Genomic DNA, 25,842 nt, shown 5'->3' with positions numbered 1-25,842 from the left:
GCGTCTTAAATTTTATTTTTATCTGTGGATAACAATTTGTGCAAAAAAATATTTTTAACCAAATTTTAATATTAAAAATCCACTTATCAACACATTTATTAACATTATCCACAAGTTCACAAAAACTTATCCCCATTGACAAAATTATTATCCACAGAATGTGGATAACTGATTTAGTTTTATATTTGGCGTAATTTCCCAGTTTCATCGGAAATATGCCGATTTTTTTAGTTAGACGGGTGAAAAAAAGCTTTAAAACGGTTAAAATAGAGAATAGAAGTCAAAAAAGGAGTTTTTCAAAGATGGAAACGAAACTTTGGAATATTGATCAAGGCAAACAGATTTATAACGAAGCAGCAGAGCTTCTAAGAAACGGCGAAACAGTCGCATTCCCGACAGAAACCGTGTATGGCTTAGGAGCAGATGCAACAAATGAAAAAGCCGTACAGAAAATTTTTGAAGCAAAAGGACGCCCGTCTGATAATCCGCTTATTGTCCACATTGCGAGTGCGAGCCAAATGGACGAGTTCATCGAGCGAATTCCTAAAAAAGCACAAAAATTAATTGATGTGTTTTGGCCAGGGCCTCTTACGCTTATTTTGCCAATGAAAAAAGGTAGTATTGCGAAAAATGCGACCGCTGGATTAGATACAGTCGGTGTGCGGATGCCCGTTCATCCAGTAGGCTTAGAATTGCTTCGCCTAACAGGGCGCCCAGTAGCTGCCCCGAGTGCTAATCGTTCTGGACGTCCAAGTCCAACAACCGCTCGGCACGTAGAAGAAGATTTAACCGGAAAAATTGCCGCCATTATTGACGGCGGAAGTACAGGCGTAGGCTTAGAATCAACTGTTATCGATTTTGCAGAAGAAATACCAACTATTTTGCGCCCTGGTGGCGTATCAATCGAACAAATTGAAAAAGTTATCGGTCAAGTGAAATCAGCTAAAAATATTGAAACAAAAGAAGAAACCCCAAGAGCACCGGGCATGAAATATACCCATTACGCCCCTGAAGCACCAGTTTATCTCGTAAAAGGCGATATTGCTTTTTGGAAAGAGCAAATTAAACAGGCTGAGGAAAATGGCGAAAGTGTTGGCTTGCTAGTTTCAGATGAACTCGCCAGCGAAATTAATGCGTCCGTAAATATAATTAAAATCGGCAGCAAACAAAAAATGGAAGATATCGCAAGACGCTTATATGACGGCTTACGTCTTTTTGATCATACAGACGTAACGCTCATTTTAGCAGAACCATATGACAGAGATGGAATTGGTGAAGCGATTATGAACCGTTTAGAAAAAGCAGCTGGCAATAAATACTTAACTAACTGAATGAGTTGTGGAGCGGTTTTTCTGAGTGAAACGCTTCACTTTCAAAATTTACTAAAAAATCGCAAAAAATACTTGATTTTCATCCAGATTCAAGTAATATTATGGATAATACAAAAATTCACACTATAATAAAAAAAGGATGGGGGTCCTCGTATTGGTTTATCTGCAAAAGCAAGACAAGGAAGTTTTTGATGCGATTCGTTTAGAACTTGGAAGACAAAGAAATAACATTGAGTTAATTGCATCTGAAAATTTTGTTAGCGAACAAGTGATGGAAGCTATGGGATCGGTACTGACAAACAAGTATGCAGAAGGATATCCGCGTAAACGTTACTATGGTGGTTGTGAGTACGTGGATATTGTGGAGGACTTAGCAAGAGATCGTGCCAAACAATTATTTGGTGCTGAATATGCCAACGTGCAACCGCATTCCGGAGCACAAGCGAATATGGCCGTTTATCAAGCTGTATTAACGCCTGGGGACACTGTTCTAGGGATGAATTTAGCGCACGGTGGACATTTAACGCACGGAAGCCCAGTTAATTTTAGTGGCTTATTGTACAATTTTGTTGAATATGGTGTGAGTAAAGAAACGAAGCAAATTGATTATGATATTGTAAGAGCAACAGCGTTAGAACACAAACCAAAAATGATTGTCGCAGGGGCAAGTGCTTATCCGCGCGCCATTGATTTTGCGAAATTCCGTGAAATTGCGGATGAAGTGGGCGCATACTTAATGGTAGACATGGCGCATATCGCTGGTTTAGTGGCGGCAGGCCTACATCAAAATCCTGTAGAATATGCCGATTTTGTAACGACAACCACACATAAAACGTTGCGTGGCCCACGCGGCGGTCTTATTTTGGCGAAAGCTGAATGGGAAGCAAAAATTAATAAAGCCATCTTCCCAGGCATTCAAGGTGGTCCGCTAATGCACGTCATTGCTGGTAAGGCGGTTGCTTTTGGCGAGGCACTTCAACCAGAATTTAAAACGTATGCGGCACGGATTATTGAAAATTCGAAACAGCTTGCTAAGACGCTTGAGGAAAATGGGGTTCAAGTTTTAACTGGCGGCACGGATAATCATTTATTACTCATTGATTTAAATCAGTTGGGAATTACAGGCAAGGCAGCCGAAGAGGCGCTTGATAGCGTTGGAATTACGGTCAACAAGAACGCCATTCCATTTGAAACGGAAAGTCCGTTTGTAACGAGCGGCATTCGTGTTGGGACAGCAGCAATCACGACACGTGGCTTTGACACGGCCGCAACGCAAATCGTCGGTGAGCTTATTGCCAAGGTCTTGCATAACTTAGAGGACGAAAGTGTCCTAGAGGAAGTCGGAACGCAGGTAAGCGAATTAACAAGCCGATACCCGCTCTATCCGGAGCTTTAAACAGTATAAAGAAGTGGATCTTTTCGGTCTGCTTCTTTTTTTTGTTAAAAAGTAATAGTTTTTTGTATTGCACTCGTGCGATGTTCTGATACAATAATGTAGAGGTAATTTTTGAATTTAAAGGAGAGAGAAGAAAATGGCGGAAGTACATGTTTTAAATCATCCACTTATCCAACACAAATTAACGATTATTCGAGATAAAGATACGGGGACAAAAGCGTTCCGTGAACTTGTTGACGAAGTGGCAACTTTAATGGCTTATGAAATTACGCGCGATATGGAACTGGAAGAAGTGGAAGTGGAAACGCCAATTCAAGTGACAAAAGCGAAATCACTTGTAGGGAAAAAACTAGGCGTAGTCCCCATTTTACGCGCAGGACTAGGACTTCAAGATGGCATTCTAAAACTGATTCCAGCAGCGAAAGTCGGACACGTCGGTCTATACCGCGATCACGACACACTTGAGCCAGTTGAATATTTTGTTAAGCTACCATCTGACGTGGAGGAACGACTTTTCATCGTCGTGGATCCAATGCTTGCAACAGGTGGCTCCGCAATTATGGCCATTGATGCACTTAAAAAACGTGGGGCTAAAAACATGAAATTTATGTGTCTTGTCGCTGCACCAGAAGGCGTAAAAGCCTTGCAAAAAGCGCATCCAGATGTGGAAATCTACATTGCTGGATTAGATGAAAAACTAAACGAAGAAGGCTACATCGTACCTGGTTTGGGCGATGCAGGAGATCGTTTATTCGGAACGAAATAACCTAAGGAGTCTGTATGATGAAAAAGATTAAAGTCATGAGTGTTTTTGGAACACGACCAGAAGCGATTAAAATGGCGCCGCTCGTTTTAGCATTAGAAAGCGCACCCGAAAAATTCGAGTCGACGGTCGTTATTACCGCGCAACATCGAGAAATGTTAGATCAGGTACTTGAAATCTTCAAAGTAAAGCCAGACATAGATTTAAACATTATGCAAGCAGGCCAAACACTTAGCGACATCACGTCGCGCGTTCTATCTGGACTGGTTGAGGTTATTCGCGAGCAAAAGCCCGATATCGTGCTCGTTCACGGAGATACAACGACAAGTTTTGCGGCGGCACTAGCAGCCTTTTATGAGCAAACCGCTATCGGACACGTTGAAGCAGGCCTAAGAACATGGAACAAATATTCACCTTTTCCAGAAGAGATGAACCGCCAGCTAACGGGCGTAATGGCTGACTTGCATTTTTCACCAACAGAAACATCGAAAGAAAACCTTTTACGCGAAAATAAAGTAGAAGAAACGATTTTCATAACAGGGAATACCGCAATCGATGCACTGGAAACTACCGTTCAAGACAACTACAGTCATCCGATTCTGGATAAATTAGGCGACAACCGTCTTATTCTTATGACCGCGCACCGTCGCGAAAATTTAGGTGCCCCCATGCAAGGCATGTTTGAAGGAGTGCGCCAAATCGTCGAGGAAAGAGAAGATGTTGAGCTTGTTTATCCGATGCACAAAAACCCTGCAGTGCGCGAAAAAGCAATGGCAATTTTAGGTGGCCACGACCGAATCCACCTCATTGAACCGCTTGACGCAATTGATTTCCATAACTTCTTAAAGAAAGCCTACCTTGTATTCACAGATTCCGGCGGCGTCCAAGAAGAAGCGCCTGGCATGGGCGTTCCCGTCCTAGTCCTGCGCGATACAACTGAACGCCCCGAAGGAGTCGAAGCCGGCACGCTAAAGCTAATTGGTACCGCAAAAGAATCGCTAATCAAGGAAGCTCTTCTTTTGCTCGATTCCAAAGAAGCACATGATAAAATGAGTCAAGCGGCCAATCCGTATGGTGACGGAGAAGCCTCCAAACGGATTTTAGAAGCAATTTCGCATCATTTTAATGGGACGAAGCGCCCAACTGATTTTAAAATATAAGATTTAAGCGACTACGTTTTGTGGTCGCTTTGATGTAGAAACAAAATGAAACCGCATTATTGTTACAGATGTGTTACATGATCAGATTTGACTAGAGGTTTTGGTGAACATGTGATAAGATGTTCAATGTTATAAACTAGAGAGCCCAAAAAACTAGCTTTTCATTTAACCTAGGGATAGAACGCTGTAAAGCATTCATACGAATCCCGCCGGCACTTGTGCTGACAGAATTTAGAGGATGCTTGGGCGTTATATAATTAGGATGATGAATCATGGTTTTTTCCGTTCTTTTATTGGGAAAGAACTTTTGGTTTGCGTTGTTTGCAAAATAATGAAGTCTTTTGCCAATATAGGTGAAAGCTTTTTTTATTTTAGCGTTGTTTGTGAAAATAAACACGATACGAAATCAAATTATAGCACGGTTCTTTTCAGCGAATCGGAGGTGTTTATTTTTGGTAGATTCCTTGTAAATGAGATTTTTAGCTTTTTTTAACAAAAACGCAGTCAAATATTTTATGCCTTCGCTAGATTATGGTACTATTATCTAGTAAGAATATGATGGTTTTGTGAAAGTATATTGACTTTTCCCTTTTTTCTGTTGTATTCTTAGAACTGACACGCTGATAAGGCTTTCATGTGTCGCGAGGAAATAAAAATAGTTGTAAAATGTGTCTGTTTTCACAAAGTTTTACAACTTGCTCCGAATGATGAAGCAATTTGGGAAATACAACTGAAACAGAAAGGACTGCAACTACATGTTAGAATCGCTAATAGGAATGTACCATCGTCATCAGAAGTATCTTGTTATTTTTATTGCTCTATGCCTCATTGGATGGTTTCTCACGCCATATGTACATATTTTCTTAGGGCTAAAACTGGGACTAATCGTTGGCTGGTTTAATTACTGGCTGCTCATGAGACGGACGCAGGCAATGACAAGGGCACTGGCTGAAAACAAAAGATTTTATGGTATGGGAACAACAGCAAGAATGGGGAGTATGGTACTTGCGACAATGATCGCAACTCAAATTCCTGAATACTTTCATATCTATAGCGTGATAATTGGTCTAGGGATTGCCTATGCAGTCATCTTTTTAGATTTCATACTCTATTCCTTATATCGGAGAAAAAAAAGTTAACAAAAAGAGAGGGGTGAACCAAATTGGAAGAAAACTTTCCCGTGGTCCGTTTCTTAGGATTAGATTTCAATTTATCTAATGTCCTAATGATTTCTATTACTTGCATTATCGTTCTAGCAATTGCTATTCTCTGTACACGGAACTTAAAACGCCGGCCTACAGGAAAACAAAATTTCATCGAATGGGTGATGGATTTTGTGCGCGGTATTATCAACAGTAATATGGACTGGAAAACTGGTGGAAGATTTCATGTGTTAGGTATTACTCTAATAATGTTTATTTTCGTGGCAAATATGCTGGGGGTTATTACTTCCGTTTCTGTTCACGATGAAGTATGGTGGCGTTCACCCACAGCTGATCCAATTGTAACTTTAACACTTGCCATTATGGTATTGGCACTAACTCATTATTATGGTGTTAAAATGCGAGGATTCAAACATTATTTTGTGGGCACATACTTTAGCCCAATGAAATTTCTATTTCCATTAAAATTAGTGGAAGAATTTGCCAACACATTAACACTTGGATTGCGGCTCTACGGTAATATATTTGCCGGTGAAGTTTTGCTTACTATTATCGCAACACAACTTGCGCATATTAATGTGTTTACCGGAGTTCTTGCTATTATTCCGGCACTTGCATGGCAAGGGTTCTCAGTATTCATCGGAGCAATCCAAGCCTATATTTTCACAATGTTAACAATGGTTTATATGTCACACAAAGTTAGTGATGAACATTAAGCAATTCGTATAAATTAAAAATAAAACAAGAATTTGAGGAGGATATTAATTATGTCTTTAGGTGTTATTGCAGCTGCAATCGCAGTAGGTTTAGGTGCACTGGGTGCAGGTATTGGTAATGGTCTTATTGTTTCTAAAACAGTCGAGGGGGTTGCTCGTCAACCAGAAGCTCGTTCCATGCTACAAACAATCATGTTTATCGGTATCGGTTTGGTTGAAGCCCTTCCTATCATCGCAGTCGTAATTGCGTTCATGGTACTGAATAAATAATCAGTCATCAAAGAAAATCGGGGAATCTCACCCCGTTTCTTTGAGTAAACGAAATGCGAGGTTTTTAGCGAATGTTTGGAAAGGAGTGAAACAGACGTGTTACAACCACATATAGTCTTAGGTAGTTTTACAGTCGGCGATAGTTTCTTTACGTTATTCACATTTGCACTTCTATTGGTTCTCATTCGTATTTTTGCATGGAAACCACTTATGAATGTGATGAAAGAACGGGAAGAACACATCGCTTCAGAAATAGATTCTGCAGAAGAAAGTCGCACACAAGCGGAAAGCTTACTTGCAGAACAACGCGAAGTACTAAAACAAGCACGTGTTGAGTCGCAAACTATGATTGAAAATGCCAAGCAACTTGGTGAAAAAGAGCGCGAAGAAATCATTAAAGCGGCACGTCAAGAATCAGAACGATTAAAAGAAGAAGCCAAAACCGAAATCGTTCGCGAAAAAGAAGATGCTATTTCTGCACTTCGTGAACAAGTCGGCTCTCTATCCGTTCTAATTGCATCGAAAGTTATCGAGAAAAATCTGGATGAAAAAGCACAAAGCGATTTGATTCAAGATTACATCGAAAGGTTAGGCGATGACAAATGAGTAAGGATTTGGAAGTTGCAAGTCGCTATGCCACGGCTATTTTTCAAGTAGCTGAAGAAAAGAATCTTGTTGCGCAGTTTAAAGAAGAACTTTCCACCGTGAAAGAAGCTTTAACGACGAATCCAGATTTTGTAAAACTACTTGAAAATCCGACACTTACGACTGAGCAAAAGAAAAGTCTTGCCAGCGCCGTTTTTAAAGATGTTAACGAAACGCTTCGAGATTTTATCTTTCTATTAATTGATCGTGGTCGTGAAGATTATTTAATGGTCATTGCCGACGTCTACGCGGCGCGTGTAAATGATTTAGAAGGTATAGCGGAAGCAGATGTTTACTCTGTTGTCCCACTTTCTGACGCAGAACAAGCAGCTATTTCGGCAGCTTTTGCGAAAAAATTAAATAAGAACAAACTTCATATTCGAAATCATGTAGATAAATCCTTATTAGGTGGCATCCGTGTGGTTATCGGAACCCGTATTTATGATGATAGTCTAAAAACGAAATTAAAGGACATGGAACGGCAAATAAAAGCCTAGTTCCCGTTTTAACGAGGGGTGAAATTGATGAGCATTAAGGCTGAAGAAATCAGCTCCATTATTAAGCAGCAAATCGAGAACTATCAAAGCGAATTAAAAGTAAGTGAAGTAGGAACTGTTACTTATATCGGTGATGGTATCGCGCGTGCTCATGGACTTGATAATGCAATGGCCGGAGAACTATTAGAATTCTCAAATGGTGTAATGGGTATGGCCCAAAACTTGGAAACAAATGATGTCGGTATCATCATTTTAGGCCCTTACACTGAAATTCGTGAAGGCGATGAAGTTCGTCGTACAGGTAAAATTATGGAAGTACCAGTTGGTGATGCGCTCATCGGGCGTGTTGTTGACTCACTAGGGCAGCCAGTTGATGGCCTAGGCCCAATTGAAACAACAGGTACCCGTCCAATTGAAGCAGTTGCACCAGGCGTTATGCAACGTCAATCAGTTTCAGAGCCACTGCAAACTGGTATTAAAGCAATTGATGCCCTTGTGCCAATTGGTCGCGGACAACGTGAACTTATTATCGGTGACCGTCAAACGGGTAAAACATCCGTTGCCATTGACACCATTTTAAACCAAGCTGACCAAGATATGATTTGTATTTATGTCGCAATCGGCCAAAAAGAATCAACAGTTCGTACAGCTGTTGAAACTTTACGTAAACATGGTGCGCTCGACTACACAATTGTAGTAACCGCGGCCGCATCACAACCAGCGCCTTTACTATATCTAGCTCCTTATGCTGGTGTAGCAATGGGTGAAGAATTCATGTATAACGGCAAGCACGTTTTAATCGTATATGATGATTTATCCAAACAAGCGGCAGCTTACCGTGAACTTTCCTTGCTACTTCGTCGTCCTCCAGGTCGTGAAGCTTATCCAGGGGATGTTTTCTACTTGCATTCCCGTTTGTTAGAGCGTGCAGCAAAACTAAGTGATGCACTTGGTGGTGGCTCCATTACAGCTCTTCCGTTTGTTGAAACACAAGCTGGGGATATTTCCGCTTATATTCCAACAAATGTTATCTCTATTACTGATGGACAAATCTTCTTGCAATCTGACCTATTCTTCTCGGGCGTAAGACCAGCGATTAATGCCGGACTTTCAGTATCCCGTGTTGGTGGATCAGCGCAAATTAAAGCTATGAAAAAAGTTGCCGGAACACTTCGCCTTGATTTAGCCGCTTATCGTGAGCTAGAATCCTTCTCACAATTCGGGTCAGATTTAGATGCAGCAACGCGTGCCAAACTAGAACGTGGTAAACGCACAGTTGAAGTGTTGAAACAAGATTTACACAAACCTTTAAAAGTAGAAAAACAAGTTTTAATTTTATATGCATTGGTGCACAACTATCTGGACGATATTCCAGTTCATGACGTTCTCCGTTTTGAGTCCGAAATGAATACATGGTTCGACCATAATCGTTCTGAATTACTAGAAGAGATTCGTACGACAAAATCTCTTCCTGATGAAGAAAAACTAGATAGCGCACTAAATGAATTTAAAAATACTTTTGTTCCAAGTGAGGAAAAATAAATTTTTTCGAATTGGAATATAAAAGGTGGTGAAAATCTTTGGCATCTTTAATTGATATAAAACAACGAATTACATCGACGAAGAAAACCAGTCAAATTACGAAAGCGATGCAGATGGTATCGGCTTCGAAACTTGGAAAAGCGGAATCAAATGCTCGTGCTTATGCGCCTTACGTTTCCAAAATCCATGATGTTGTCACGCATATTGCTGCGACAGGAAACAGTTCCGACCATCCCATGCTAGTTTCAAGACCTGTCAAGCGAACAGGTTACATCGTGATTACTTCTGATACAGGGCTCGCTGGCTCGTACAATAGTTCTGTAATTAAAGAAGTATTCCAAGAAATTTCGACCAAGCATAGTTCTAGTGAAGAATATGCGATTATCGCGATAGGGCGTAATGCCCGTGATTTCTTCAAAACACGCCAGATGAATATTGTCCTTGAAGTTCAAGGAATCTCAGATCATCCAGCATTTGCTGAAATCAAAGATATTGCAAGTAATGCCGTTCAAATGTTTGAAGACGGTGTGTATGATGAAGTATTTGTTTACTACAATCATCACATTAACTCGATTTCAAGCGAGCTTCGCCGTGAGCAATTACTTCCGCTCACACAGTTCAAAGATGCAAGCGCAGAAACCGAAAAAGATTTAACCGTCTACGAATTTGAACCTTCCGAACAAGAAATTCTAGAAGTTCTACTACCTCAATATGTAGAAAGCTTAATTTTCGGGGCGCTACTCGATGCCAAGGCAGCTGAACACGCTGCTAGAATGACTGCAATGAGAAGCGCGACTGATAATGCACAAGATTTAATTGGTGACTTGTCACTTCAGTATAACCGTGCTCGCCAAGCTGCGATCACACAAGAAATTACCGAAATCGTTGGTGGTGCAGCCGCGCTCGAATAGTAAGCTATTTGAAACGACTTAACCTGCGAAACCGTAAGTAAGGAGGAAAAATCGCATGACGAAAGGACGAGTAATCCAAGTAATGGGTCCAGTTGTAGACGTTAAATTTGATGGCGGAAATTTGCCTGAAATCTACAATGCCCTTACAGTGGAATATCAAACTCAGTCAAAAGAACAAGCTACAAATCATCTTACTTTAGAAGTTGCTATCCAATTAGGAGATGATGTCGTTCGTACAATTGCAATGGCATCCACTGATGGAATTCAAAGAGGTATGGAAGTAGTGGATACAGGCAGCCCGATTACGGTACCTGTTGGGAATATCACGCTAGGTCGTGTATTTAATGTTTTAGGAGATACAATTGATTTAGATGCCCCAATTTCGAATGACGTTGTACGCAACAAAATTCACCATTCAGCACCAACTTTTGACCAACTATCCACAACAACAGAAATTCTTGAAACAGGAATTAAAGTTGTAGATTTATTAGCACCATACGTAAAAGGTGGTAAAATCGGCTTGTTCGGTGGAGCCGGCGTAGGTAAAACAGTACTAATCCAAGAGCTTATCCATAATATCGCTCAAGAACATGGTGGTATTTCGGTATTCGCTGGTGTTGGAGAACGTACGCGTGAAGGTAACGACCTTTACTTTGAAATGAAAGATTCTGGTGTTATTGAAAAAACAGCCATGGTATTTGGCCAAATGAATGAGCCACCTGGTGCGCGTATGCGTGTTGCTTTAACAGGTTTAACAATTGCTGAATATTTCCGTGATGTAGAACACCAAGATGTTCTATTATTCATTGATAACATTTTCCGTTTCACCCAAGCTGGTTCAGAGGTTTCTGCCTTGTTAGGTCGGATGCCATCTGCCGTAGGTTATCAACCAACTTTGGCAACTGAAATGGGTCAGCTTCAAGAACGTATCACGTCTACAAATGTAGGCTCGGTTACTTCTATTCAAGCGATTTATGTGCCAGCCGATGACTATACGGATCCGGCTCCGGCAACGACCTTTGCCCACTTAGATGCAACAACAAACCTTGAACGAAAATTAACTGAACAAGGTATTTATCCAGCGGTAGATCCGCTTGCTTCTACTTCACGTGCGCTTTCTCCAGAAATTGTTGGAGAAGAGCATTATGAGGTTGCAACTCAAGTACAACAATTATTGCAACGCTACAAAGAATTGCAAGACATTATCGCGATTCTAGGTATGGATGAATTATCTGATGAAGATAAGCAAGCTGTTGCACGTGCGCGTCGCGTTCAATTCTTCTTGTCACAAAACTTCCATGTTGCTGAACAATTTACAGGTCAATCCGGTTCCTACGTTCCTGTAAATGAAACAGTAAAAGGCTTTAAAGATATTTTAGCTGGTAAGTATGACCACATTCCTGAAGATACTTTCCGTTCAGTAGGACGTATCGAAGAAGTTTTGGAAAAAGCTAAAACTCAAGGAATCGAAGTTTAATAAAAACAGGAGGAGATACGTGTGAGTGAACTAAACGTTAGTATCGTTACTCCAGATGGCCCTGTTTATGAAGGTAAAGCAAATATGGTTATCGCCAGAACCAAGGCCGGTGAACTCGGTATCTTACATGGTCACGTACCACTTGTAGCACCACTTAAAATCGATGTTGTTCGATTGAAGCAAGAGTCAGGTGAAGAATGGATTGCTGTTAATGGTGGCTTTATGGAAGTGAACGGCGAGGAAGTCAATATTCTGGCTGATACTGCCGAGCGTGAACAAGATATTGATATTGATCGTGCAGAGCGTGCGAAAACGCGTGCGGAAGAACGATTACAACAAGCTAAAGATCAAAAAGTGGATGAAATCATGGCTCAAGTTGCTTTGCAAAAAGCCATTAACCGAATTCACGCGAAAAAACATTAAATCTGTAAAGTCCCATTATTAAATGGGGCTTTTTCGTGTCTTTTTACTGCTTTTTTTGGTAAGATGAACAAGTGTTTATTTTCTTAATAAAGGTGTGTTTAATTTGTACAACGTTGTCATGGAACAACCAGCAACTATCATTATTTCTCATCTCTTGTTCATTGTTATCGTATTTTGGGCATTGCAAGCTGTTCGGTATGAGAAATTTATCAGTAAAAATCGAGTGATTCAAGCAAGGCTCTTATTTGCAATTCTCTCTATTGTTATTGGTTATTTATTAAGCAGTTTCTTCTTAGAGTTTTTATCAGCATTTAAGCAACTTACGCAATTACTTTAATGAAATGTTTAGAAATTGTGAAATCGGTAAATAAACATAGAGTATAGATTGTTTTTTAGTTAAATTATGTTGATATTTGAGTGGCAATGATGTTAAAATGATTTAGATGTGTATTAAATTCCATATAATTAAATTAAAAATAGATTTTTTGAAGTTTGACTAACGCGGAGGGATATATTTTGGAAAAAATGATTGTACGTGGAGGGAAAAAGCTAACTGGTAGCGTAAAAGTTGAAGGCGCGAAAAACGCTGTATTGCCAGTTATTGCTGCTACACTCCTTGCGAGTAAAGGTAAAAGTGTGTTAACGAATGTTCCTAGTTTATCGGATGTATATACAATTAATGAAGTGTTGAAGTACTTACAAGCAGATGTAACGTTTGAAGGCGATGTTGTGACTGTTGATGCAACAGGTGAAATTTCATCTGATGCTCCTTTTGAATATGTCCGTAAAATGAGAGCATCCATTGTTGTTATGGGTCCTTTATTAGCGCGTACAGGTAGTGCACGAGTTGCACTTCCAGGCGGATGTGCAATTGGTTCACGCCCTGTAGATCTTCATTTGAAGGGTTTTGAAGCTATGGGAGCCACGGTGAAAATCGAAAATGGATATATTGAGGCTACTGCTGACCGCTTAAAAGGTGCAAAAGTTTATTTAGATTTCCCAAGTGTTGGTGCAACTCAAAATATTATGATGGCGGCAACGCTTGCTGAAGGAACAACAGTTATTGAAAATGTTGCGAGAGAACCTGAAATTGTTGATTTAGCCAATTTTTTAAACCAAATGGGCGCACGTGTTATCGGAGCCGGTACAGAAGTTATTCGTATTGAAGGTGTACAAGAATTGACTGCAACAGAACATTCTATCATTCCAGACCGCATTGAAGCAGGCACTTTCATGATTGCAGCAGCCATTACACAAGGTAATATTTTTATTGAAGATGCTGTTCCAGAACATATTAGCTCACTTATTGCTAAGCTTGAAGAGATGGGTGTGCAAATTATTGAAGAAGAAACCGGCGTTCGAGTTATTGGTCCGGAAAAATTAAAAGCTGTCGATGTTAAAACAATGCCGCATCCAGGGTTTCCAACAGACATGCAGTCGCAAATGATGGTCATTCAAATGCTTAGTGAAGGAACTAGCGTGATGACGGAAACAGTTTTTGAAAATCGTTTTATGCATGTGGAAGAGATGCGTCGTATGAATGCAGATATGAAAATTGAAGGGCATTCAGTTATTATTAATGGTCCTGCAAAGCTTCAAGGAGCTGAAGTTGCGGCAACAGATTTACGTGCTGCTGCTGCCCTCATTTTAGCTGGACTTGTTGCAGATGGCTATACACAAGTAACGGAATTAAAATATTTGGATCGTGGTTATAATGACTTCCATGGTAAGTTGAGAAGCTTAGGCGCAGACATTGAACGTGTTTCAAATGAAGTTATTAATGAAAAAGGGTTAGAAGCTATTTTTGCAAAATAATTGCTGAGTGAGAACTTTCTTCTGGAAAGTTCTTTTTTTATTTTAAAAAAAGTTTTCGACTAGAAGTAAATTATGCTATAATTCAAAATGTGAGAGTAGTGACTGTTAGACAACAGAGAAAGGGGTAATAAATTTTGGCTAAAGATGTTGGAATCGATTTAGGAACAGCTAATGTATTAATTCATGTAAAAGGTAGAGGTATCGTAATTAATGAACCCGCGGTAGTAGCCGTAAATAATAAAACTGGGGAAGTCTTGGCAGTAGGAACAGAAGCCTATAATATGGTTGGTCGTACACCAGGTGATATTACCGCCATTAAGCCAATGAAAGATGGCGTTATTGCAGACTTTGATATTGTTCAAGAAATGTTACGTTTCTTTTTACAAAAATTAAATCTAAAAACATTCTTTTCCAGACCACGTATTTTAATTTGTTGCCCAACAAATATTACTTCTGTGGAGCAAAAAGCAATCAGAGAAGTTGCTGAAAAAAGTGGCGGGAAACAAGTCTTTTTAGAAGAAGAACCGAAAGTTGCGGCAATTGGCGCAGGTATGGAAATCTTTGAGCCAAGTGGAAATATGGTTGTTGACATTGGTGGTGGGACAGCGGATATAGCAGTTCTATCCATGGGTGATATCGTAACAAGTCAGTCAGTCAAAGTTGCAGGTAACCAGTGGGATCAAGATATCCTTCAGTACATAAAACGAAAATACAATTTATTAATTGGTGAGAGAACTGCAGAAACATTGAAGATGACTATTGGAACTGCAGTAAAAGATTTGAAAAAAGAAACTATGGATATTCGTGGTCGCGATTTAGTTAGTGGGCTACCTCGAACGGTCACAGTATCAAGTGACGAAGTGGAAGAAGCATTGCACGAGTCATTGCAAAATATCATCCACTCTGCTAAACAAGTATTAGAAAAAACACCACCTGAATTATCCGCGGATATTATTGATCGAGGAATCATCATGACAGGTGGGGGTTCATTGCTCCATGGCTTAGCTGATTTAATGTCAGAAGAATTAAAGGTGCCAGTTTTAATTACTGAAAGTCCACTTGATGTTGTAGCAATTGGAACAGGAGTGCTTCTAGAATCACTAGGTAAAAAGAAACGCGGTTAGAAAGGTGCTAATTATGTTAGATATAAAGCAAATAAAAGAAATTTTGCCACATCGCTATCCATTTTTACTTGTTGATCGAGTTGTTGAAATGGAAGCCGGCAAACGAGTAGTAGCAATAAAAAATGTTTCTGTGAATGAACCCTTTTTCAATGGGCATTTTCCTGAATATCCTGTAATGCCAGGAGTTCTTATTGTTGAAGCATTAGCGCAGACTTGTGGAATTGCGATTGTGCAAGGTCCTGAAAACAAAGGGAAAATCGGTTTGTTTGCAGGAATCGATAAATGCCGTTTTAAACGTCAAGTTGTTCCTGGAGATCAGTTGAAATTAGAAGCTGAAATCACGCGATTGCGCGGGGCACTTGCTAAGGCAAATGTAAAAGCCACAGTTGAAGGCGATGTCGTTTGTGAAGCCGAGATTATGGTTGCACTAAGCGACGCCGAATAATGATAGAGAAGAGTCTAACCTTAAAAAGTTAGGCTTTTCTTATGCTATAAATTTCTGTAGTTATCGTAGCACGAAATAAAAAAAATGAAAAATACCTAAAATGATAATTTGAAGGGGTAAAAAGTTTTGAAAATTAAAAAATACGTAAGAAAATCAATTGATTTTGACATTTTAGTTGCTCAAAATGTAATTTTAATGTTTTTACAAAAAAAGTGAGGTCTTGTATGATAGTTCAAAATTAGGAAATGAGGTATTTTGAGAATGATAAATCAAGTAACGATTGTAGGCAGACTTACGAAGGACCCCGAATTGCGCATAACTTCTGATGACAAAGTGGTACTAAATTTCACTTTGGCATTAAATCGATTTGGAAAAGCGAAGCGCTTTGATCAGGACGCTGATTTTGTGCCGTGTGTCGCATGGGGAAGAAGAGCAGAAGAAATGTGTAACTACTGCGAAAAGGGCATGCTAATTGGGCTTGTGGGGGAGTTGCAAACAAGAAGTTATGTCAATAAAGATGAAAATCGAATTTATGTCATGGAAGTGTTAACTAGAAAAATACGGTACTTAAATTCCAATAGACCGAATTTTCTAGAGAAATCCTCCACAGAAACAACACAATAATCTAAGCAGTTGCAATGGTTTAAAGCCACATGCAAATATGTGTGTGGTTTTTCCGCTATCAGTATAGGACTTCAACAGCTTTTATGGTAAACTAAAGTATAATCTTCAATAAAACAGGAGTTAGAAATTATGACCGCAAAAAATGTTGAAATCTTAGGAATCCCCTTTATACATACAACACAAGCTGATTTCATAAGGCAACTTTTACAAGATTCTTTAGAACATAAAAAGCGCTTTGTCGTGACGGCGAATCCTGAAATCGTGATGAACACGAGAAGTGATGCTGACTTTAAGCAAATTGTGTTAAAGGCGGATTATATTACGCCGGATGGTGTTGGAATCATTATGGCCGCTAAGCGTCAAGGAAGCCTGCTACCTGAACGGGTGACGGGATTTGATACGATGCAAGGTGTTTTAAAGGAAGCTTCACATCATGGCTTAAAAGTGTATTTTTTAGGCGCTAAGCCAGAAGTGAATGAGGCACTTAAAGAAAAATTGAAGAATAGTTTTCCTAAACTAACAGTGGCCGGTTGTAGACATGGCTATTTTAACTTGAAAGAAAGTGCGGAAATTGCTCAAGAAATTAAAGCATCCAATGCTGATTTTATTTTTGTGGCATTAGGATCGCCAGCACAAGAGAAATGGATTATGTCGCACTTCAGTATGTTTGAAAAAGGGATATTTATGGGTGTAGGAGGTTCTTTTGATATTTTGTCTGGAACAATTAAAAGGGCCCCAAAAATCATTATAAAACTCCGAATTGAGTGGATATATCGCTTTGTAACTAATCCATCAAGATGGCGTCGTTTTTTTGCAATTCCGCAATTTATGCGAGCTGTAAATCGTGAAAATAAGAGGGTGCGAAAATGAGAATTCGAGGCGCGAAACTTTTTAAAGTAAGTCTACCACTTAACGAGCCATTTCGAACAAGTTATGGCATTTTGGAGGAGAAAACATTTTTTCTTATAAAATTAGTGGATGAAAATGGAATGGCTGGATACGGAGAGCTAGACGCGTTTCTTTTGCCAGATTATACCGAGGAAACATTAGATACAGCTGCATACATTATTCGAACGATTTTACTCCCAGGGCTGAAAAGAAAAACGCTAACAAAGCCAAGTGATGTACGTGAACTTTTTTCTTGGATAAAAGGGAATGAAATGGCTAAAGCTGCGATTGATTCGGCGTGCTATGATTTGTTTGCTAAGCGTAGTCGCGTTTCGCTAGCTGCCTATTTAGGTGCGAAGCGAAGGGTAGTTCCAGTTGGCGTGAGTATTGGTATTCAAAACTCGGCGTCAGAACTGGTTTCGCTTGTTCAGAAATATGTAGACGAGGGATATAAACGTGTGAAGGTGAAAATTAAACCGGGTTCAGACTTGGAATTTTTACAAGCAGTACGATTGAATTTTCCGGACTTAATTCTGATGGCCGATGCCAATTCGGCTTATACACGTGCTGAAACGTCGCTTTTTCAAAAGATGGATGAACTTCGTCTTGCCATGATTGAGCAGCCTTTTGGCGTGCGTGATTTAGCGGATCATGCCTTTTTACAAAAACAAATTCGAACACCTATTTGTTTGGATGAAAATATTCGTTCTACAGCAGATTTATTTCAAGCGCATGAGTTTGGTAGTGCGAAAGCAATTAATCTCAAGATGGCGCGTGTCGGTGGTCATACTGAGGCGCTTGAAATCACGAAGTTTTGTAAGCAAAACGGACTAATTGTATGGTGCGGAGGGATGTTTGAGGCAGGAGTCGGACGTGCGCATAATTTGGCACTGGCAGCTCGGGAAGAATTTCAGTTTCCAGGAGATATTTCAGCTACCAAACGTTATTTTAAACATGATATAATAAAAGAGAATTTTGAACTTGTAGATGGAGAAATTGAAGTTCCGCGTGGTCCCGGGCTTGGAGTTCAAATAGACGAGAAAAACTTGCAACGATTTACACAAGCCGAATGGGAGATTTTGCTAGGTTAGAGAATGGAGCTGAAACAGATTTGTTCATATGGGGTATCGTAACTTTTTTGATGGGGGTTATTTTAATTCCAATTGTGCGTAAATTTGCAATTTGGATAGGTGCGGTCGATGCGCCGCGGGAACGACACAGCCATAAAAAGGTGACACCGACACTTGGTGGTCTTGCAATTTTTATAAGCTTTTCGATCGGTTTTTTTCTAGCGCCAATTGATAAAACGGGCTTTTTACCAGTATATATAGGGGCTTTAATCATTATTGCTACGGGAATTATTGACGATATTATTGAATTGTCACCTAAGCTGAAGCTTCTAGGGCAGCTACTTGCAGCGTTTTGTGTAACGGTCTGGGGAAATGTTGTTATTGAATTTATTAATGTTCCGTTTTATGGACAACTCGATTTTGGTTGGTTGGCGATTCCGATTTCTATGATTTGGATTATTGCTATTATAAATGCGTTAAATTTAATTGATGGTCTTGACGGGCTTTCAAGTGGGATTTCAATCATTGCATTAATGACAATCGCTGGTATGGCACTTATTTTAAACGATGCGTTTGTAGCTCCAGTTGCGCTGCTTCTCGTTGCAGCGGTTTTGGCCTTCCTACTTTTCAATTTTCCTCCAGCCTCGATTTTTATGGGGGATACTGGCGCGCTTTTTCTAGGTTATATGATAGCGGTGCTTTCGCTAATGGGGTTTAAAAATGTTACCTTTATTTCGCTATTAGTACCACTTATCATCCTAGGGGTACCGCTTTCCGACACGTTTTTTGCCATCATTCGTCGGTTGAAAAAAAGAACGCCGATTTCTGCAGCAGACCGCTCGCATATTCACCACCGACTCATGGCGCTGGGCTTCACTGAACGGCAAACAGTTCTGCTCATCTATTGTATGGCGCTTCTATTTTCGCTTACTGGATTTGTATTTTCGTTCTCAACGACATGGGGCTCTGTTATCCTCCTTGCATTACTTCTCGTATGTATTGAGATTGTTGTCGAATTTATCGGGCTTATCGGTGAGGATTATCGTCCTGTTTTAAATGTACTTCAAAAAATTCATCGAAAACGAAAATAACCCTAAGCCGTGTGAGGCTCAGGGTTATTTTTATCATTATTCGCTACTAGAAGATGAACTATCATTTGGATCTTTGTAAGGTGCAGCGTTTGGGAAAGGGGAAGTGATGCTTAGTTCATTTGCAAACTCATTTGCAACACTTTCCACAGAATTCTCATCAAGAGCGTAATAGTATACGCCGTTTTGCGGAGAATCTTGCCCTTCTAAGTTTAGAGATTTCATTTCAATTGAATTGGTCATACCGAATTTTGCAATAGAAAGCATTTGATTAAATGTTAGGTTCGTTTTCATATTTTCGCCAACAGCGTCAATGATGCTTGAGTATTTATTGATGGATGAGAATTTTGTAGCTTCTTCAACGATGGCTTCAATAATTAATTGCTGGCGTTTTCCACGTTCAATATCATTATCAATATGGCGTGTTCTAGCAAGAGCCAGCGCTTCTTCCCCGTTTAAACGTTGCTTACCTTTTTCGAGTGTGATTGCACCAGCTTCATCTTTTGAGTTTTGTTCTGTAAAGGAAACAGGAACATCAACAGTGATGCCGCCAAGGGCATCGATAATCTTAAGGAAAGCATCGAAGTCAAAACGAACATAGTAATCAATTGGAATTTGGAATTTTTCTTCGACGGTTTGCATAGTTAGCTCAGGACCGCCATAAGCGTGAGCAGCATTTATTTTTGTATATTTGTCAATGCCTTTTTTGTCTGATTGAATATGAACATAGGAGTCTCTAGGGATGCTGGTCATTTCTACACGAGCATCTTTAACGTTTACTGTGGCTAAAATAAGTGAATCGCTTCGAGGATTACCATCAGAGGCGCGTTTTTCGCTTGTGTCGACACCGATAATTAAAACAGAAAAACTATCTTTAATCGGATCAATATCTTTTGTTCTTAAAGTTGAAGCCTGCCCGTTTCGGACGTTATCGTATGAATTATCTGCAGCTAATTTTGTTTTGCTAAATAAGAAAGTACCATATCCTACACCAACTAAAATGACAAGCATAATTGGTATGAGTATCCAGTAAAGTATCCTGCGACGGCGTTTGTATTTGGTTGCACGCTGGCGACCGTTAAAGCCATTATCCATTATCTTTTTCTCCTTAAAATGTCGTTTTCATTTGCTAACAACAAACATAAACATAATTGTACCATTTATAAGCAACCAGTTTGTTACATAAAATTTAAGATTTCCTAAATTTTAGCTGTCTTTTGAAATTATAGTACTCATCTTTACATTATACCTAACTATTTATGAAAAAAACATCGAAAACATACAAGCTTTCAAAAATGTAATATAAATGAAAGCTTACTTTTGGCTAAAATAAAACTTGTAAATAAAAATTGGGCTTACATTTTGTGTGTAAAGATCAAGCTCCGAAGTTTTGGTAGTGAGCTTAAAACCAAGCTTTTCTAGTAGGAAAATAGAAGCTGTGTTTTCAGGGAGAACTTTTGCAGAAACACCAGAAAAGGTTAAACAGTTTTGAATTTGTTTGAAAAAAGCCTTTAATAATTCTGTCATAAAACCGTTGTTCCAAAATTCTTTAGCAAGCTCATAACCAACTTCGAGAGTATTATCTAATGAATTGAATTCATTAATGCCAAGTGAGCCGATAATTCGATTGTTAAAAAAGATTGTATAACGGCAAGCATGTGGTTCGGCTTCAATGGCTTTTATCATTTCCTCGGCTTGACGGACAGTTGTAAATTGTTCGATATTCATGTATTCAGCGACTTCCATATCTGACCAAATTGTAAATAAAGCAGGTGCATCAATGATTGACGTTCGCTTCATCTGCAATCTATCTGTTTGAATGATAGCTGGAAGAGCCTGAAAAAAATCTGTACGCATTTAATTAAACATCCTTCTCACGATATTTTTGTTCTCCTTCTGTACAAGAAACTTGTCCACTAGAAATTTCTGTTAGCCATGCTTTAAAAGAAGATAAATCATCTTGGTCAACAAACACAGATAACGTTACCATTTCTGTAAACTGCTTATCCATAAGCTGGTAATTTCTTTGCTCTAGAAGATTTTCAAATTTACCTAGTTGACTATACTCGATTGTAAAATGAACAATAGTAGCTAATTTGCGTTCCACTATACCAATTTCATCACAAGTTTTGCTAACAGCGCCACCATAAGCGCGAACTAAACCGCCAGCACCTAACTTTGTACCGCCAAAATAACGAGTGACAACAGCCACAACGTTTTTTAGCTGTCGTTTTTTCAACACTTCAAGCATTGGAACGCCAGCTGTTCCGCTTGGTTCCCCGTCATCATTCGCTTTTTGGAATTCATCTCTCGCACCAATAAGGTAGGCAGAGCAATTATGAGTAGCATTCCAATGTTCTTTTTTTATTTGCGCAATGAAATTTTGAGCCGTGGTCTCATCTTCTGCTCGTGCAATATAACAAATAAAGCGTGATTTTTGTATAATCGTTTCGCATTCGCCTTGTTCTTTAATCGTTAAATATTGTTCTAACATAGTTTCCTCCTAACAAAATAGAAGTTCATAGTTGCTTTCATTTTAGCCGAAATAAAGTAGCTTGTATATAATTTTTTTTTAGCAAAGATATCCTTCTTGATGAAGCGGGATTAAATTCATGTTATAATAAATTATACTATTACTTTAGATAGAGATATTGCTGAAAATATCTTTTCATATAGGCAAAATGAAACATATCTTCAGAGTGGAAAAGGATAATGAATAGCAGTAATAGAATTTGTTTTAAGAGCAGATGAAGGAAACTTACTATAGGTGTATTTAAGGGGATACTTTAGGGCTAGAAAACCAACAATGATTACAAACGGTAAATGAATTTTGGTTAAATCAGAGGAGGAAGTATTTATATGACTCTCAAAATTATGATTGTCGACGATCACCAATTGTTTCGCGAAGGAATTAAACGAATTTTAGAGTTAGAAGACTCGTTTGATGTCATTGCAGAAGCAGAAAATGGAAAAAATATCGTTGCGAAAGTTAGAGAATACAAACCAGATATCGTCCTAATGGATATTAACATGCCAACAGTTAACGGCTTAGATGCAACAGAAATGTTAGTAAGACAATTTCCAAGTATTAAAGTAATCGTATTAACTATCCATGATTCAGATGAATATGTTACCGAAGCTCTTCGCTCCGGTGCAGTGGGGTATTTACTAAAAGAAATGGATGCAAAAGAACTTGTGGATGCCATTAAAATTGTAGATGCGGGCGGCGCATACATTCACCCTAAAGCTGCAATTAAGCTTATTCGTGAATATCGCCATTTAGCAAGCACAAATACAGCGCAAGGCATTTATGGTTATCAACAACCCGAAGTGAAAATGCCACTCCATATTTTAACGCATAGAGAATGCGAAGTTCTCCAATTACTTACAGATGGAAAAAGTAACCGTGGTATTGGAGAAACTCTATTTATAAGTGAAAAAACGGTTAAAAACCACGTTAGCAGTATTTTGCAAAAAATGAAAGTGAACGATAGGACGCAAGCTGTTGTAACAGCCATAAAAAATGGCTGGGTTTACATCCGTTAAAAGGTTCAGGGGGAAGCCATGTCAAAAGAAAAAATTGCAATTGTCACAGATAGCACAGCCTATATACCAGCCGAATTGATTGAAAAGTACCAAATTCATGTGGTGCCTCTTTCGGTCATCATTGATGGCGTTGCCTATAAAGAAGAAGTAGAATTAAGTACAGCCGATTTTTATAAAAAGGTAAAAGAATCAACCAATTTCCCTACGTCTTCACAGCCTGCGCCAGGGGACTTCATTACACTTTTTGAAACCCTCAAGCAAGAAGGTTATAACAAAGTGCTTACTATCCACTTAACAAGTGGAATTAGTGGGACCTACCAAAATGCAGTGACTGCAGGCAACTCGGTTGACGGCATTGAAGTTATCGGCATTGATTCGGGAATTGCTTGCATGGCTCAAGGCTCAATCGTATTAAGTGCCGCTCAAATGGTTGCGGAAGGAAAAAACGTATCCGAAATTTTAGCGCACATCGAAGCCATTCAAAATACCATGGATGCGTATTTCATGGTTGATGATTTAAATACTTTACAGCGCGGCGGACGCTTAACGGGAGCTCAGGCTATCATCGGAAGCTTGTTGCAAATCAAGCCGATTTTGCATTTCCAAGATAAACAAATCGTTCTTTTTGAGAAAGTGCGCACGCAAAAAAAAGCATTGAAGCGGATTGAAGAAGTCCTGCAAGAAGCAGTTCAAAAAAAAGAGGCGGAACAAGCTTATGTTATTCATGGAAATGCGCCTGAAAAAGGGCAAAAATGGTTAGATGAGTTACAAAGCATGTTTCCAGAAGTTGAATTCCACCTCAGCTATTTCGGCCCAGTTATCGGCACGCACTTAGGCGAGGGAGCACTAGGCCTCACATGGTCAATTAAATAAACTTAAAAACTTGGTGATTTAGATCACTGAGTTTTTTTGTATAAAAAAGTTGGGTTGGCAGCGGAAATCATATTTTGCGGTACAGGAAATCATGTTTTTCACTAAGACAAAACCGTATTTTTACCCCTCGAAAAAGTGGTTTTAGCTTCTGCAAAGAAAACGAAAATAAGGTATAACTAAGTGGACGAGGTGATTTATGGCAAAAGGTATTTTATATTTCGAAAACGAGGTAACGCATCTGGAAAATTATGAGGCGCTGCCAAGTATCGTTGAAACAGATGTGAGCCCATTTTGCTTTAGGTGCGGGAATAATCAAGCTGAGCGTTTTGCGAATTTGCCTAGCAATGAACGGTATTGCAGAAATTGTCTGCTAATGAAACGAGTGAGCAGCTTACAGAAATTTTATTATCAAAAGCCAGCAGAAACAGAACGAATTTATTTTGAGGCACCGTTAATGTGGGAAGGTGTGCTTTCGTTTGCGCAACAAAGGGGAGCTGACGCGATATTAAATGCTATTCAAGAGCAGAAATCACTTTTGTTATGGTCTGTCGCAGGATCAGGTAAAACGGAAATGATGTTTCAGGGCATTGAAGCGGGTCTCGAAAAGGGCTTGCGAATTTGTTTAGCATCACCGCGAGTAGACGTATGCATTGAACTGGCGCCACGTTTGCAAGATGTTTTTCCTGATGTTCCACAAGTATGCCTTTACGGGGATTCAGAGGCAGTTTTCAACAATGAAACGTTTGTCATTGCAACAACACATCAATTGATGCGCTTTTATCGCTACTTTGATTTGATATTTATTGATGAAGTCGATGCCTTTCCATACGCCAAAGATCCTTGCCTTGAATACACGGTTCGAAAAGCGGGTAGCGAAGGAGCTATCCAAATCTTTGTGACGGCAACGCCAGAAAGAAAATGGCAACAGGAGTGCTTGATAGGAAAACGCAACTACGTAAAAATTCCAGCGAGGTATCACGGCTTTCCGTTACCTGTGCCACATAATTGCTGGATTGGAGATTGGCAAAAACAGCTAAATAAAAAACGGATTTCCAAAAAAGTTTTAACTTGGATAATGCGCTATGCAAAATTAAAGAAGCCCATCTTAATTTTCTTCCCAAAAATCGATGTTATGTTTGAATTTAGTGAAGTTATGAAACGATACGGATTTGAGCAGTTGACTACAGTCCATTCAGCGGACAAGCTACGCAAGGAAAAAGTGCAACAACTACGAGATGGAGCTATCCAAATTTTACTTACGACGACTATTTTAGAACGCGGCGTGACATTTGCAGATGTACAAGTAGCTGTTTTTGGTAGCGAGGGTTCAATTTTCACTGAAGCGGCACTGGTTCAAATAGCGGGAAGAGTTGGAAGGAAGCGAGATTTTCCGGCAGGTGAAGTTTGTTTTTTTCATTTTGGAAAAACAAACGAAATGATGCGAGCTATTCAACATATTAAACTTATGAATAAAATCGGGTGGGAAGAAGGGCTGCTTGGTGACAAATAAATGCTGCATTTGCTACCAACGAATTGAACGAGAATTTACTTGGCAGACATTACTATCTCCGTACAAAAAAAGCCTGATGTGCTCAAATTGCCGTGAAGAGTTTATTTGTGAGGAGTTGAGTGCGGAAAATAAAATAGTCCTTTTTAAGAAATCGATTTTTGTTGAAGAATTGCTAGAACGATTTTTAAAACTAGGTGATTATGCATTAGTTGGGGTCTTTAGTGAGTTGATAGCCGAAATCTATAGTTTTGATAAGTTACTGTATATTGAAACGGAAAAAATAAACGATGATTTAGGCTATAATCCTGAGCTAGAAGTGTTAAAGCAAGCGGGACTTGAGGTTGCTCACGTAACTAAAATGGATGAGGTTGCTTATTTAAATATATTCACTATTGTAGAATGGGAAAAGGAGCGTGAGCAAGAATTCATTGGAAAATATTGTATAAAAAGTGTTGAAGAGATTTACTTTACTGCTTTATTCGGAAAATAGTTGAAAATGAGGTTTGTTTTTTAGAAAAAGTGGAATGAATTAGTAAAGTAGGAGAAGACGAAAATTCCGTATTTG

At 39.3% G+C, this 25,842-nt stretch carries 27 protein-coding genes and 1 pseudogene; 25 read left to right on the top strand and 3 right to left on the bottom strand.

Annotation, left to right across the window (positions count from 1 at the left end; genetic code table 11):
- Positions 1-302: 302 nt before the first annotated feature.
- From BN1609_RS08055 to BN1609_RS07950, 21 genes and pseudogenes are all read left to right on the top strand, one after another.
- Positions 303-1,331, top strand: a complete 1,029-nt coding sequence (locus tag BN1609_RS08055) for an L-threonylcarbamoyladenylate synthase (RefSeq protein ID WP_088809705.1) — start codon at positions 303-305, stop codon at positions 1,329-1,331.
- 154 nt (positions 1,332-1,485) lie between these two features.
- On the top strand, positions 1,486-2,727 hold the full coding sequence (gene glyA, locus BN1609_RS08050) for a serine hydroxymethyltransferase (protein WP_088840730.1): 1,242 nt from the start codon (positions 1,486-1,488) through the stop codon (positions 2,725-2,727).
- A 136-nt stretch (positions 2,728-2,863) separates the two neighbouring features.
- Positions 2,864-3,493, top strand: a complete 630-nt coding sequence (upp, locus tag BN1609_RS08045) for a uracil phosphoribosyltransferase (protein WP_088809707.1) — start codon at positions 2,864-2,866, stop codon at positions 3,491-3,493.
- Between the two features lie 17 nt (positions 3,494-3,510).
- Positions 3,511-4,650, top strand: a complete 1,140-nt coding sequence (wecB, locus tag BN1609_RS08040) for a non-hydrolyzing UDP-N-acetylglucosamine 2-epimerase (RefSeq protein WP_088809708.1) — start codon at positions 3,511-3,513, stop codon at positions 4,648-4,650.
- 755 nt (positions 4,651-5,405) lie between these two features.
- Positions 5,406-5,806 (top strand): annotated as a pseudogene (locus BN1609_RS08030) (ATP synthase subunit I).
- Between the two features lie 6 nt (positions 5,807-5,812).
- Positions 5,813-6,529: a F0F1 ATP synthase subunit A gene (gene atpB, locus BN1609_RS08025; protein WP_088809711.1), complete on the top strand. Its 717-nt coding sequence runs from the start codon at positions 5,813-5,815 to the stop codon at positions 6,527-6,529.
- 51 nt (positions 6,530-6,580) lie between these two features.
- On the top strand, positions 6,581-6,799 hold the full coding sequence (gene atpE / locus BN1609_RS08020) for a F0F1 ATP synthase subunit C (protein ID WP_003723467.1): 219 nt from the start codon (positions 6,581-6,583) through the stop codon (positions 6,797-6,799).
- Positions 6,800-6,895: 96 nt separating this feature from the next.
- The gene (gene atpF, locus BN1609_RS08015) at positions 6,896-7,405 is read left to right on the top strand and encodes a F0F1 ATP synthase subunit B (RefSeq protein ID WP_088840729.1); all 510 of its coding nucleotides are present in this window, start codon (positions 6,896-6,898) and stop codon (positions 7,403-7,405) included.
- On the top strand, positions 7,402-7,941 hold the full coding sequence (locus tag BN1609_RS08010; protein ID WP_088809713.1) for a F0F1 ATP synthase subunit delta: 540 nt from the start codon (positions 7,402-7,404) through the stop codon (positions 7,939-7,941). The genes atpF and BN1609_RS08010 overlap by 4 nt, the downstream gene beginning before the upstream one ends.
- 27 nt (positions 7,942-7,968) lie before the next feature.
- The gene (atpA, locus tag BN1609_RS08005; RefSeq protein WP_088809714.1) at positions 7,969-9,483 is read left to right on the top strand and encodes a F0F1 ATP synthase subunit alpha; all 1,515 of its coding nucleotides are present in this window, start codon (positions 7,969-7,971) and stop codon (positions 9,481-9,483) included.
- Between the two features lie 38 nt (positions 9,484-9,521).
- Positions 9,522-10,394, top strand: a complete 873-nt coding sequence (locus BN1609_RS08000; RefSeq protein ID WP_088809715.1) for a F0F1 ATP synthase subunit gamma — start codon at positions 9,522-9,524, stop codon at positions 10,392-10,394.
- A gap of 55 nt (positions 10,395-10,449) precedes the next feature.
- Positions 10,450-11,871: a F0F1 ATP synthase subunit beta gene (gene atpD / locus BN1609_RS07995; RefSeq protein ID WP_088809716.1), complete on the top strand. Its 1,422-nt coding sequence runs from the start codon at positions 10,450-10,452 to the stop codon at positions 11,869-11,871.
- Positions 11,872-11,892: 21 nt separating this feature from the next.
- Complete coding sequence (locus BN1609_RS07990; RefSeq protein WP_088809717.1) at positions 11,893-12,294, top strand: F0F1 ATP synthase subunit epsilon; 402 nt, start codon at positions 11,893-11,895, stop codon at positions 12,292-12,294.
- 103 nt (positions 12,295-12,397) lie between these two features.
- Entirely contained in the window at positions 12,398-12,631 is a 234-nt protein-coding gene (locus tag BN1609_RS07985; protein ID WP_088809718.1) for a DUF1146 family protein, read from the top strand.
- A 179-nt stretch (positions 12,632-12,810) separates the two neighbouring features.
- A complete protein-coding gene (gene murA / locus BN1609_RS07980) occupies positions 12,811-14,109 on the top strand; it encodes a UDP-N-acetylglucosamine 1-carboxyvinyltransferase (RefSeq protein ID WP_088809719.1) in 1,299 nt (432 codons plus the stop codon).
- Between the two features lie 134 nt (positions 14,110-14,243).
- The gene (gene mreB / locus BN1609_RS07975; RefSeq protein WP_088809720.1) at positions 14,244-15,233 is read left to right on the top strand and encodes a rod shape-determining protein MreB; all 990 of its coding nucleotides are present in this window, start codon (positions 14,244-14,246) and stop codon (positions 15,231-15,233) included.
- 13 nt (positions 15,234-15,246) lie between these two features.
- The gene (fabZ, locus tag BN1609_RS07970; RefSeq protein ID WP_088815780.1) at positions 15,247-15,678 is read left to right on the top strand and encodes a 3-hydroxyacyl-ACP dehydratase FabZ; all 432 of its coding nucleotides are present in this window, start codon (positions 15,247-15,249) and stop codon (positions 15,676-15,678) included.
- A 261-nt stretch (positions 15,679-15,939) separates the two neighbouring features.
- Positions 15,940-16,302, top strand: a complete 363-nt coding sequence (locus BN1609_RS07965) for a single-stranded DNA-binding protein (RefSeq protein ID WP_088809722.1) — start codon at positions 15,940-15,942, stop codon at positions 16,300-16,302.
- Between the two features lie 129 nt (positions 16,303-16,431).
- On the top strand, positions 16,432-17,172 hold the full coding sequence (locus tag BN1609_RS07960; protein ID WP_088809723.1) for a WecB/TagA/CpsF family glycosyltransferase: 741 nt from the start codon (positions 16,432-16,434) through the stop codon (positions 17,170-17,172).
- Complete coding sequence (menC, locus tag BN1609_RS07955; protein ID WP_088840728.1) at positions 17,169-18,281, top strand: o-succinylbenzoate synthase; 1,113 nt, start codon at positions 17,169-17,171, stop codon at positions 18,279-18,281. The genes BN1609_RS07960 and menC overlap by 4 nt, the downstream gene beginning before the upstream one ends.
- 20 nt (positions 18,282-18,301) lie before the next feature.
- Complete coding sequence (locus BN1609_RS07950; RefSeq protein WP_088809840.1) at positions 18,302-19,351, top strand: glycosyltransferase family 4 protein; 1,050 nt, start codon at positions 18,302-18,304, stop codon at positions 19,349-19,351.
- Between the two features lie 36 nt (positions 19,352-19,387).
- Here BN1609_RS07950 and BN1609_RS07945 read toward each other — a convergent pair whose 3' ends face one another.
- From BN1609_RS07945 to BN1609_RS07935, 3 genes are all read right to left on the bottom strand, one after another.
- The gene (locus BN1609_RS07945) at positions 19,388-20,443 is read right to left on the bottom strand and encodes an LCP family protein (protein WP_088809725.1); all 1,056 of its coding nucleotides are present in this window, start codon (positions 20,441-20,443) and stop codon (positions 19,388-19,390) included.
- A 219-nt stretch (positions 20,444-20,662) separates the two neighbouring features.
- A complete protein-coding gene (locus tag BN1609_RS07940) occupies positions 20,663-21,205 on the bottom strand; it encodes a GNAT family N-acetyltransferase (protein WP_088809726.1) in 543 nt (180 codons plus the stop codon).
- Between the two features lie 4 nt (positions 21,206-21,209).
- A complete protein-coding gene (locus tag BN1609_RS07935) occupies positions 21,210-21,842 on the bottom strand; it encodes a YigZ family protein (protein ID WP_088809727.1) in 633 nt (210 codons plus the stop codon).
- 365 nt (positions 21,843-22,207) lie between these two features.
- Between BN1609_RS07935 and BN1609_RS07930 the strand changes: the two genes are divergently transcribed.
- From BN1609_RS07930 to BN1609_RS07915, 4 genes are all read left to right on the top strand, one after another.
- On the top strand, positions 22,208-22,894 hold the full coding sequence (locus BN1609_RS07930) for a response regulator transcription factor (protein ID WP_088809728.1): 687 nt from the start codon (positions 22,208-22,210) through the stop codon (positions 22,892-22,894).
- 18 nt (positions 22,895-22,912) lie between these two features.
- Entirely contained in the window at positions 22,913-23,767 is an 855-nt protein-coding gene (locus BN1609_RS07925; protein ID WP_088838997.1) for a DegV family protein, read from the top strand.
- A 196-nt stretch (positions 23,768-23,963) separates the two neighbouring features.
- Positions 23,964-25,277 (top strand): DEAD/DEAH box helicase, encoded by a 1,314-nt coding sequence (locus BN1609_RS07920; protein ID WP_088809730.1) that lies wholly within the window; start codon positions 23,964-23,966, stop codon positions 25,275-25,277.
- Positions 25,267-25,767, top strand: a complete 501-nt coding sequence (locus BN1609_RS07915; protein ID WP_088809731.1) for a hypothetical protein — start codon at positions 25,267-25,269, stop codon at positions 25,765-25,767. The genes BN1609_RS07920 and BN1609_RS07915 overlap by 11 nt, the downstream gene beginning before the upstream one ends.
- The last annotated feature ends 75 nt before the right edge of the window (positions 25,768-25,842 follow it).

The organism is Listeria sp. ILCC797, from assembly GCF_900186185.1.
Lineage (GTDB): Bacteria > Bacillota > Bacilli > Lactobacillales > Listeriaceae > Listeria > Listeria goaensis.
Note: the sequence above shows the minus strand (reverse complement) of the source record. Positions and strands in the feature narration are given on the sequence as shown.

What these genes read in the sequence shown, in the direction of transcription:
- BN1609_RS07930 (WP_088809728.1), top strand. Translation starts at nt 22,208, where the DNA reads ATGACTCTCAAAATTATGATTGTCGACGATCACCAATTGTTTCGCGAA.
- BN1609_RS08055 (WP_088809705.1), top strand. Translation starts at nt 303, where the DNA reads ATGGAAACGAAACTTTGGAATATTGATCAAGGCAAACAGATTTATAAC.
- wecB (WP_088809708.1), top strand. Translation starts at nt 3,511, where the DNA reads ATGAAAAAGATTAAAGTCATGAGTGTTTTTGGAACACGACCAGAAGCG.
- atpA (WP_088809714.1), top strand. Translation starts at nt 7,969, where the DNA reads ATGAGCATTAAGGCTGAAGAAATCAGCTCCATTATTAAGCAGCAAATC.
- BN1609_RS07960 (WP_088809723.1), top strand. Translation starts at nt 16,432, where the DNA reads ATGACCGCAAAAAATGTTGAAATCTTAGGAATCCCCTTTATACATACA.
- atpD (WP_088809716.1), top strand. Translation starts at nt 10,450, where the DNA reads ATGACGAAAGGACGAGTAATCCAAGTAATGGGTCCAGTTGTAGACGTT.
- BN1609_RS07940 (WP_088809726.1), bottom strand. Translation starts at nt 21,205, where the DNA reads ATGCGTACAGATTTTTTTCAGGCTCTTCCAGCTATCATTCAAACAGAT.
- fabZ (WP_088815780.1), top strand. Translation starts at nt 15,247, where the DNA reads ATGTTAGATATAAAGCAAATAAAAGAAATTTTGCCACATCGCTATCCA.
- BN1609_RS07935 (WP_088809727.1), bottom strand. Translation starts at nt 21,842, where the DNA reads ATGTTAGAACAATATTTAACGATTAAAGAACAAGGCGAATGCGAAACG.
- BN1609_RS07945 (WP_088809725.1), bottom strand. Translation starts at nt 20,443, where the DNA reads ATGGATAATGGCTTTAACGGTCGCCAGCGTGCAACCAAATACAAACGC.
- BN1609_RS08010 (WP_088809713.1), top strand. Translation starts at nt 7,402, where the DNA reads ATGAGTAAGGATTTGGAAGTTGCAAGTCGCTATGCCACGGCTATTTTT.
- BN1609_RS07920 (WP_088809730.1), top strand. Translation starts at nt 23,964, where the DNA reads ATGGCAAAAGGTATTTTATATTTCGAAAACGAGGTAACGCATCTGGAA.
- BN1609_RS07965 (WP_088809722.1), top strand. Translation starts at nt 15,940, where the DNA reads ATGATAAATCAAGTAACGATTGTAGGCAGACTTACGAAGGACCCCGAA.
- upp (WP_088809707.1), top strand. Translation starts at nt 2,864, where the DNA reads ATGGCGGAAGTACATGTTTTAAATCATCCACTTATCCAACACAAATTA.
- menC (WP_088840728.1), top strand. Translation starts at nt 17,169, where the DNA reads ATGAGAATTCGAGGCGCGAAACTTTTTAAAGTAAGTCTACCACTTAAC.
- atpE (WP_003723467.1), top strand. Translation starts at nt 6,581, where the DNA reads ATGTCTTTAGGTGTTATTGCAGCTGCAATCGCAGTAGGTTTAGGTGCA.
- BN1609_RS07925 (WP_088838997.1), top strand. Translation starts at nt 22,913, where the DNA reads ATGTCAAAAGAAAAAATTGCAATTGTCACAGATAGCACAGCCTATATA.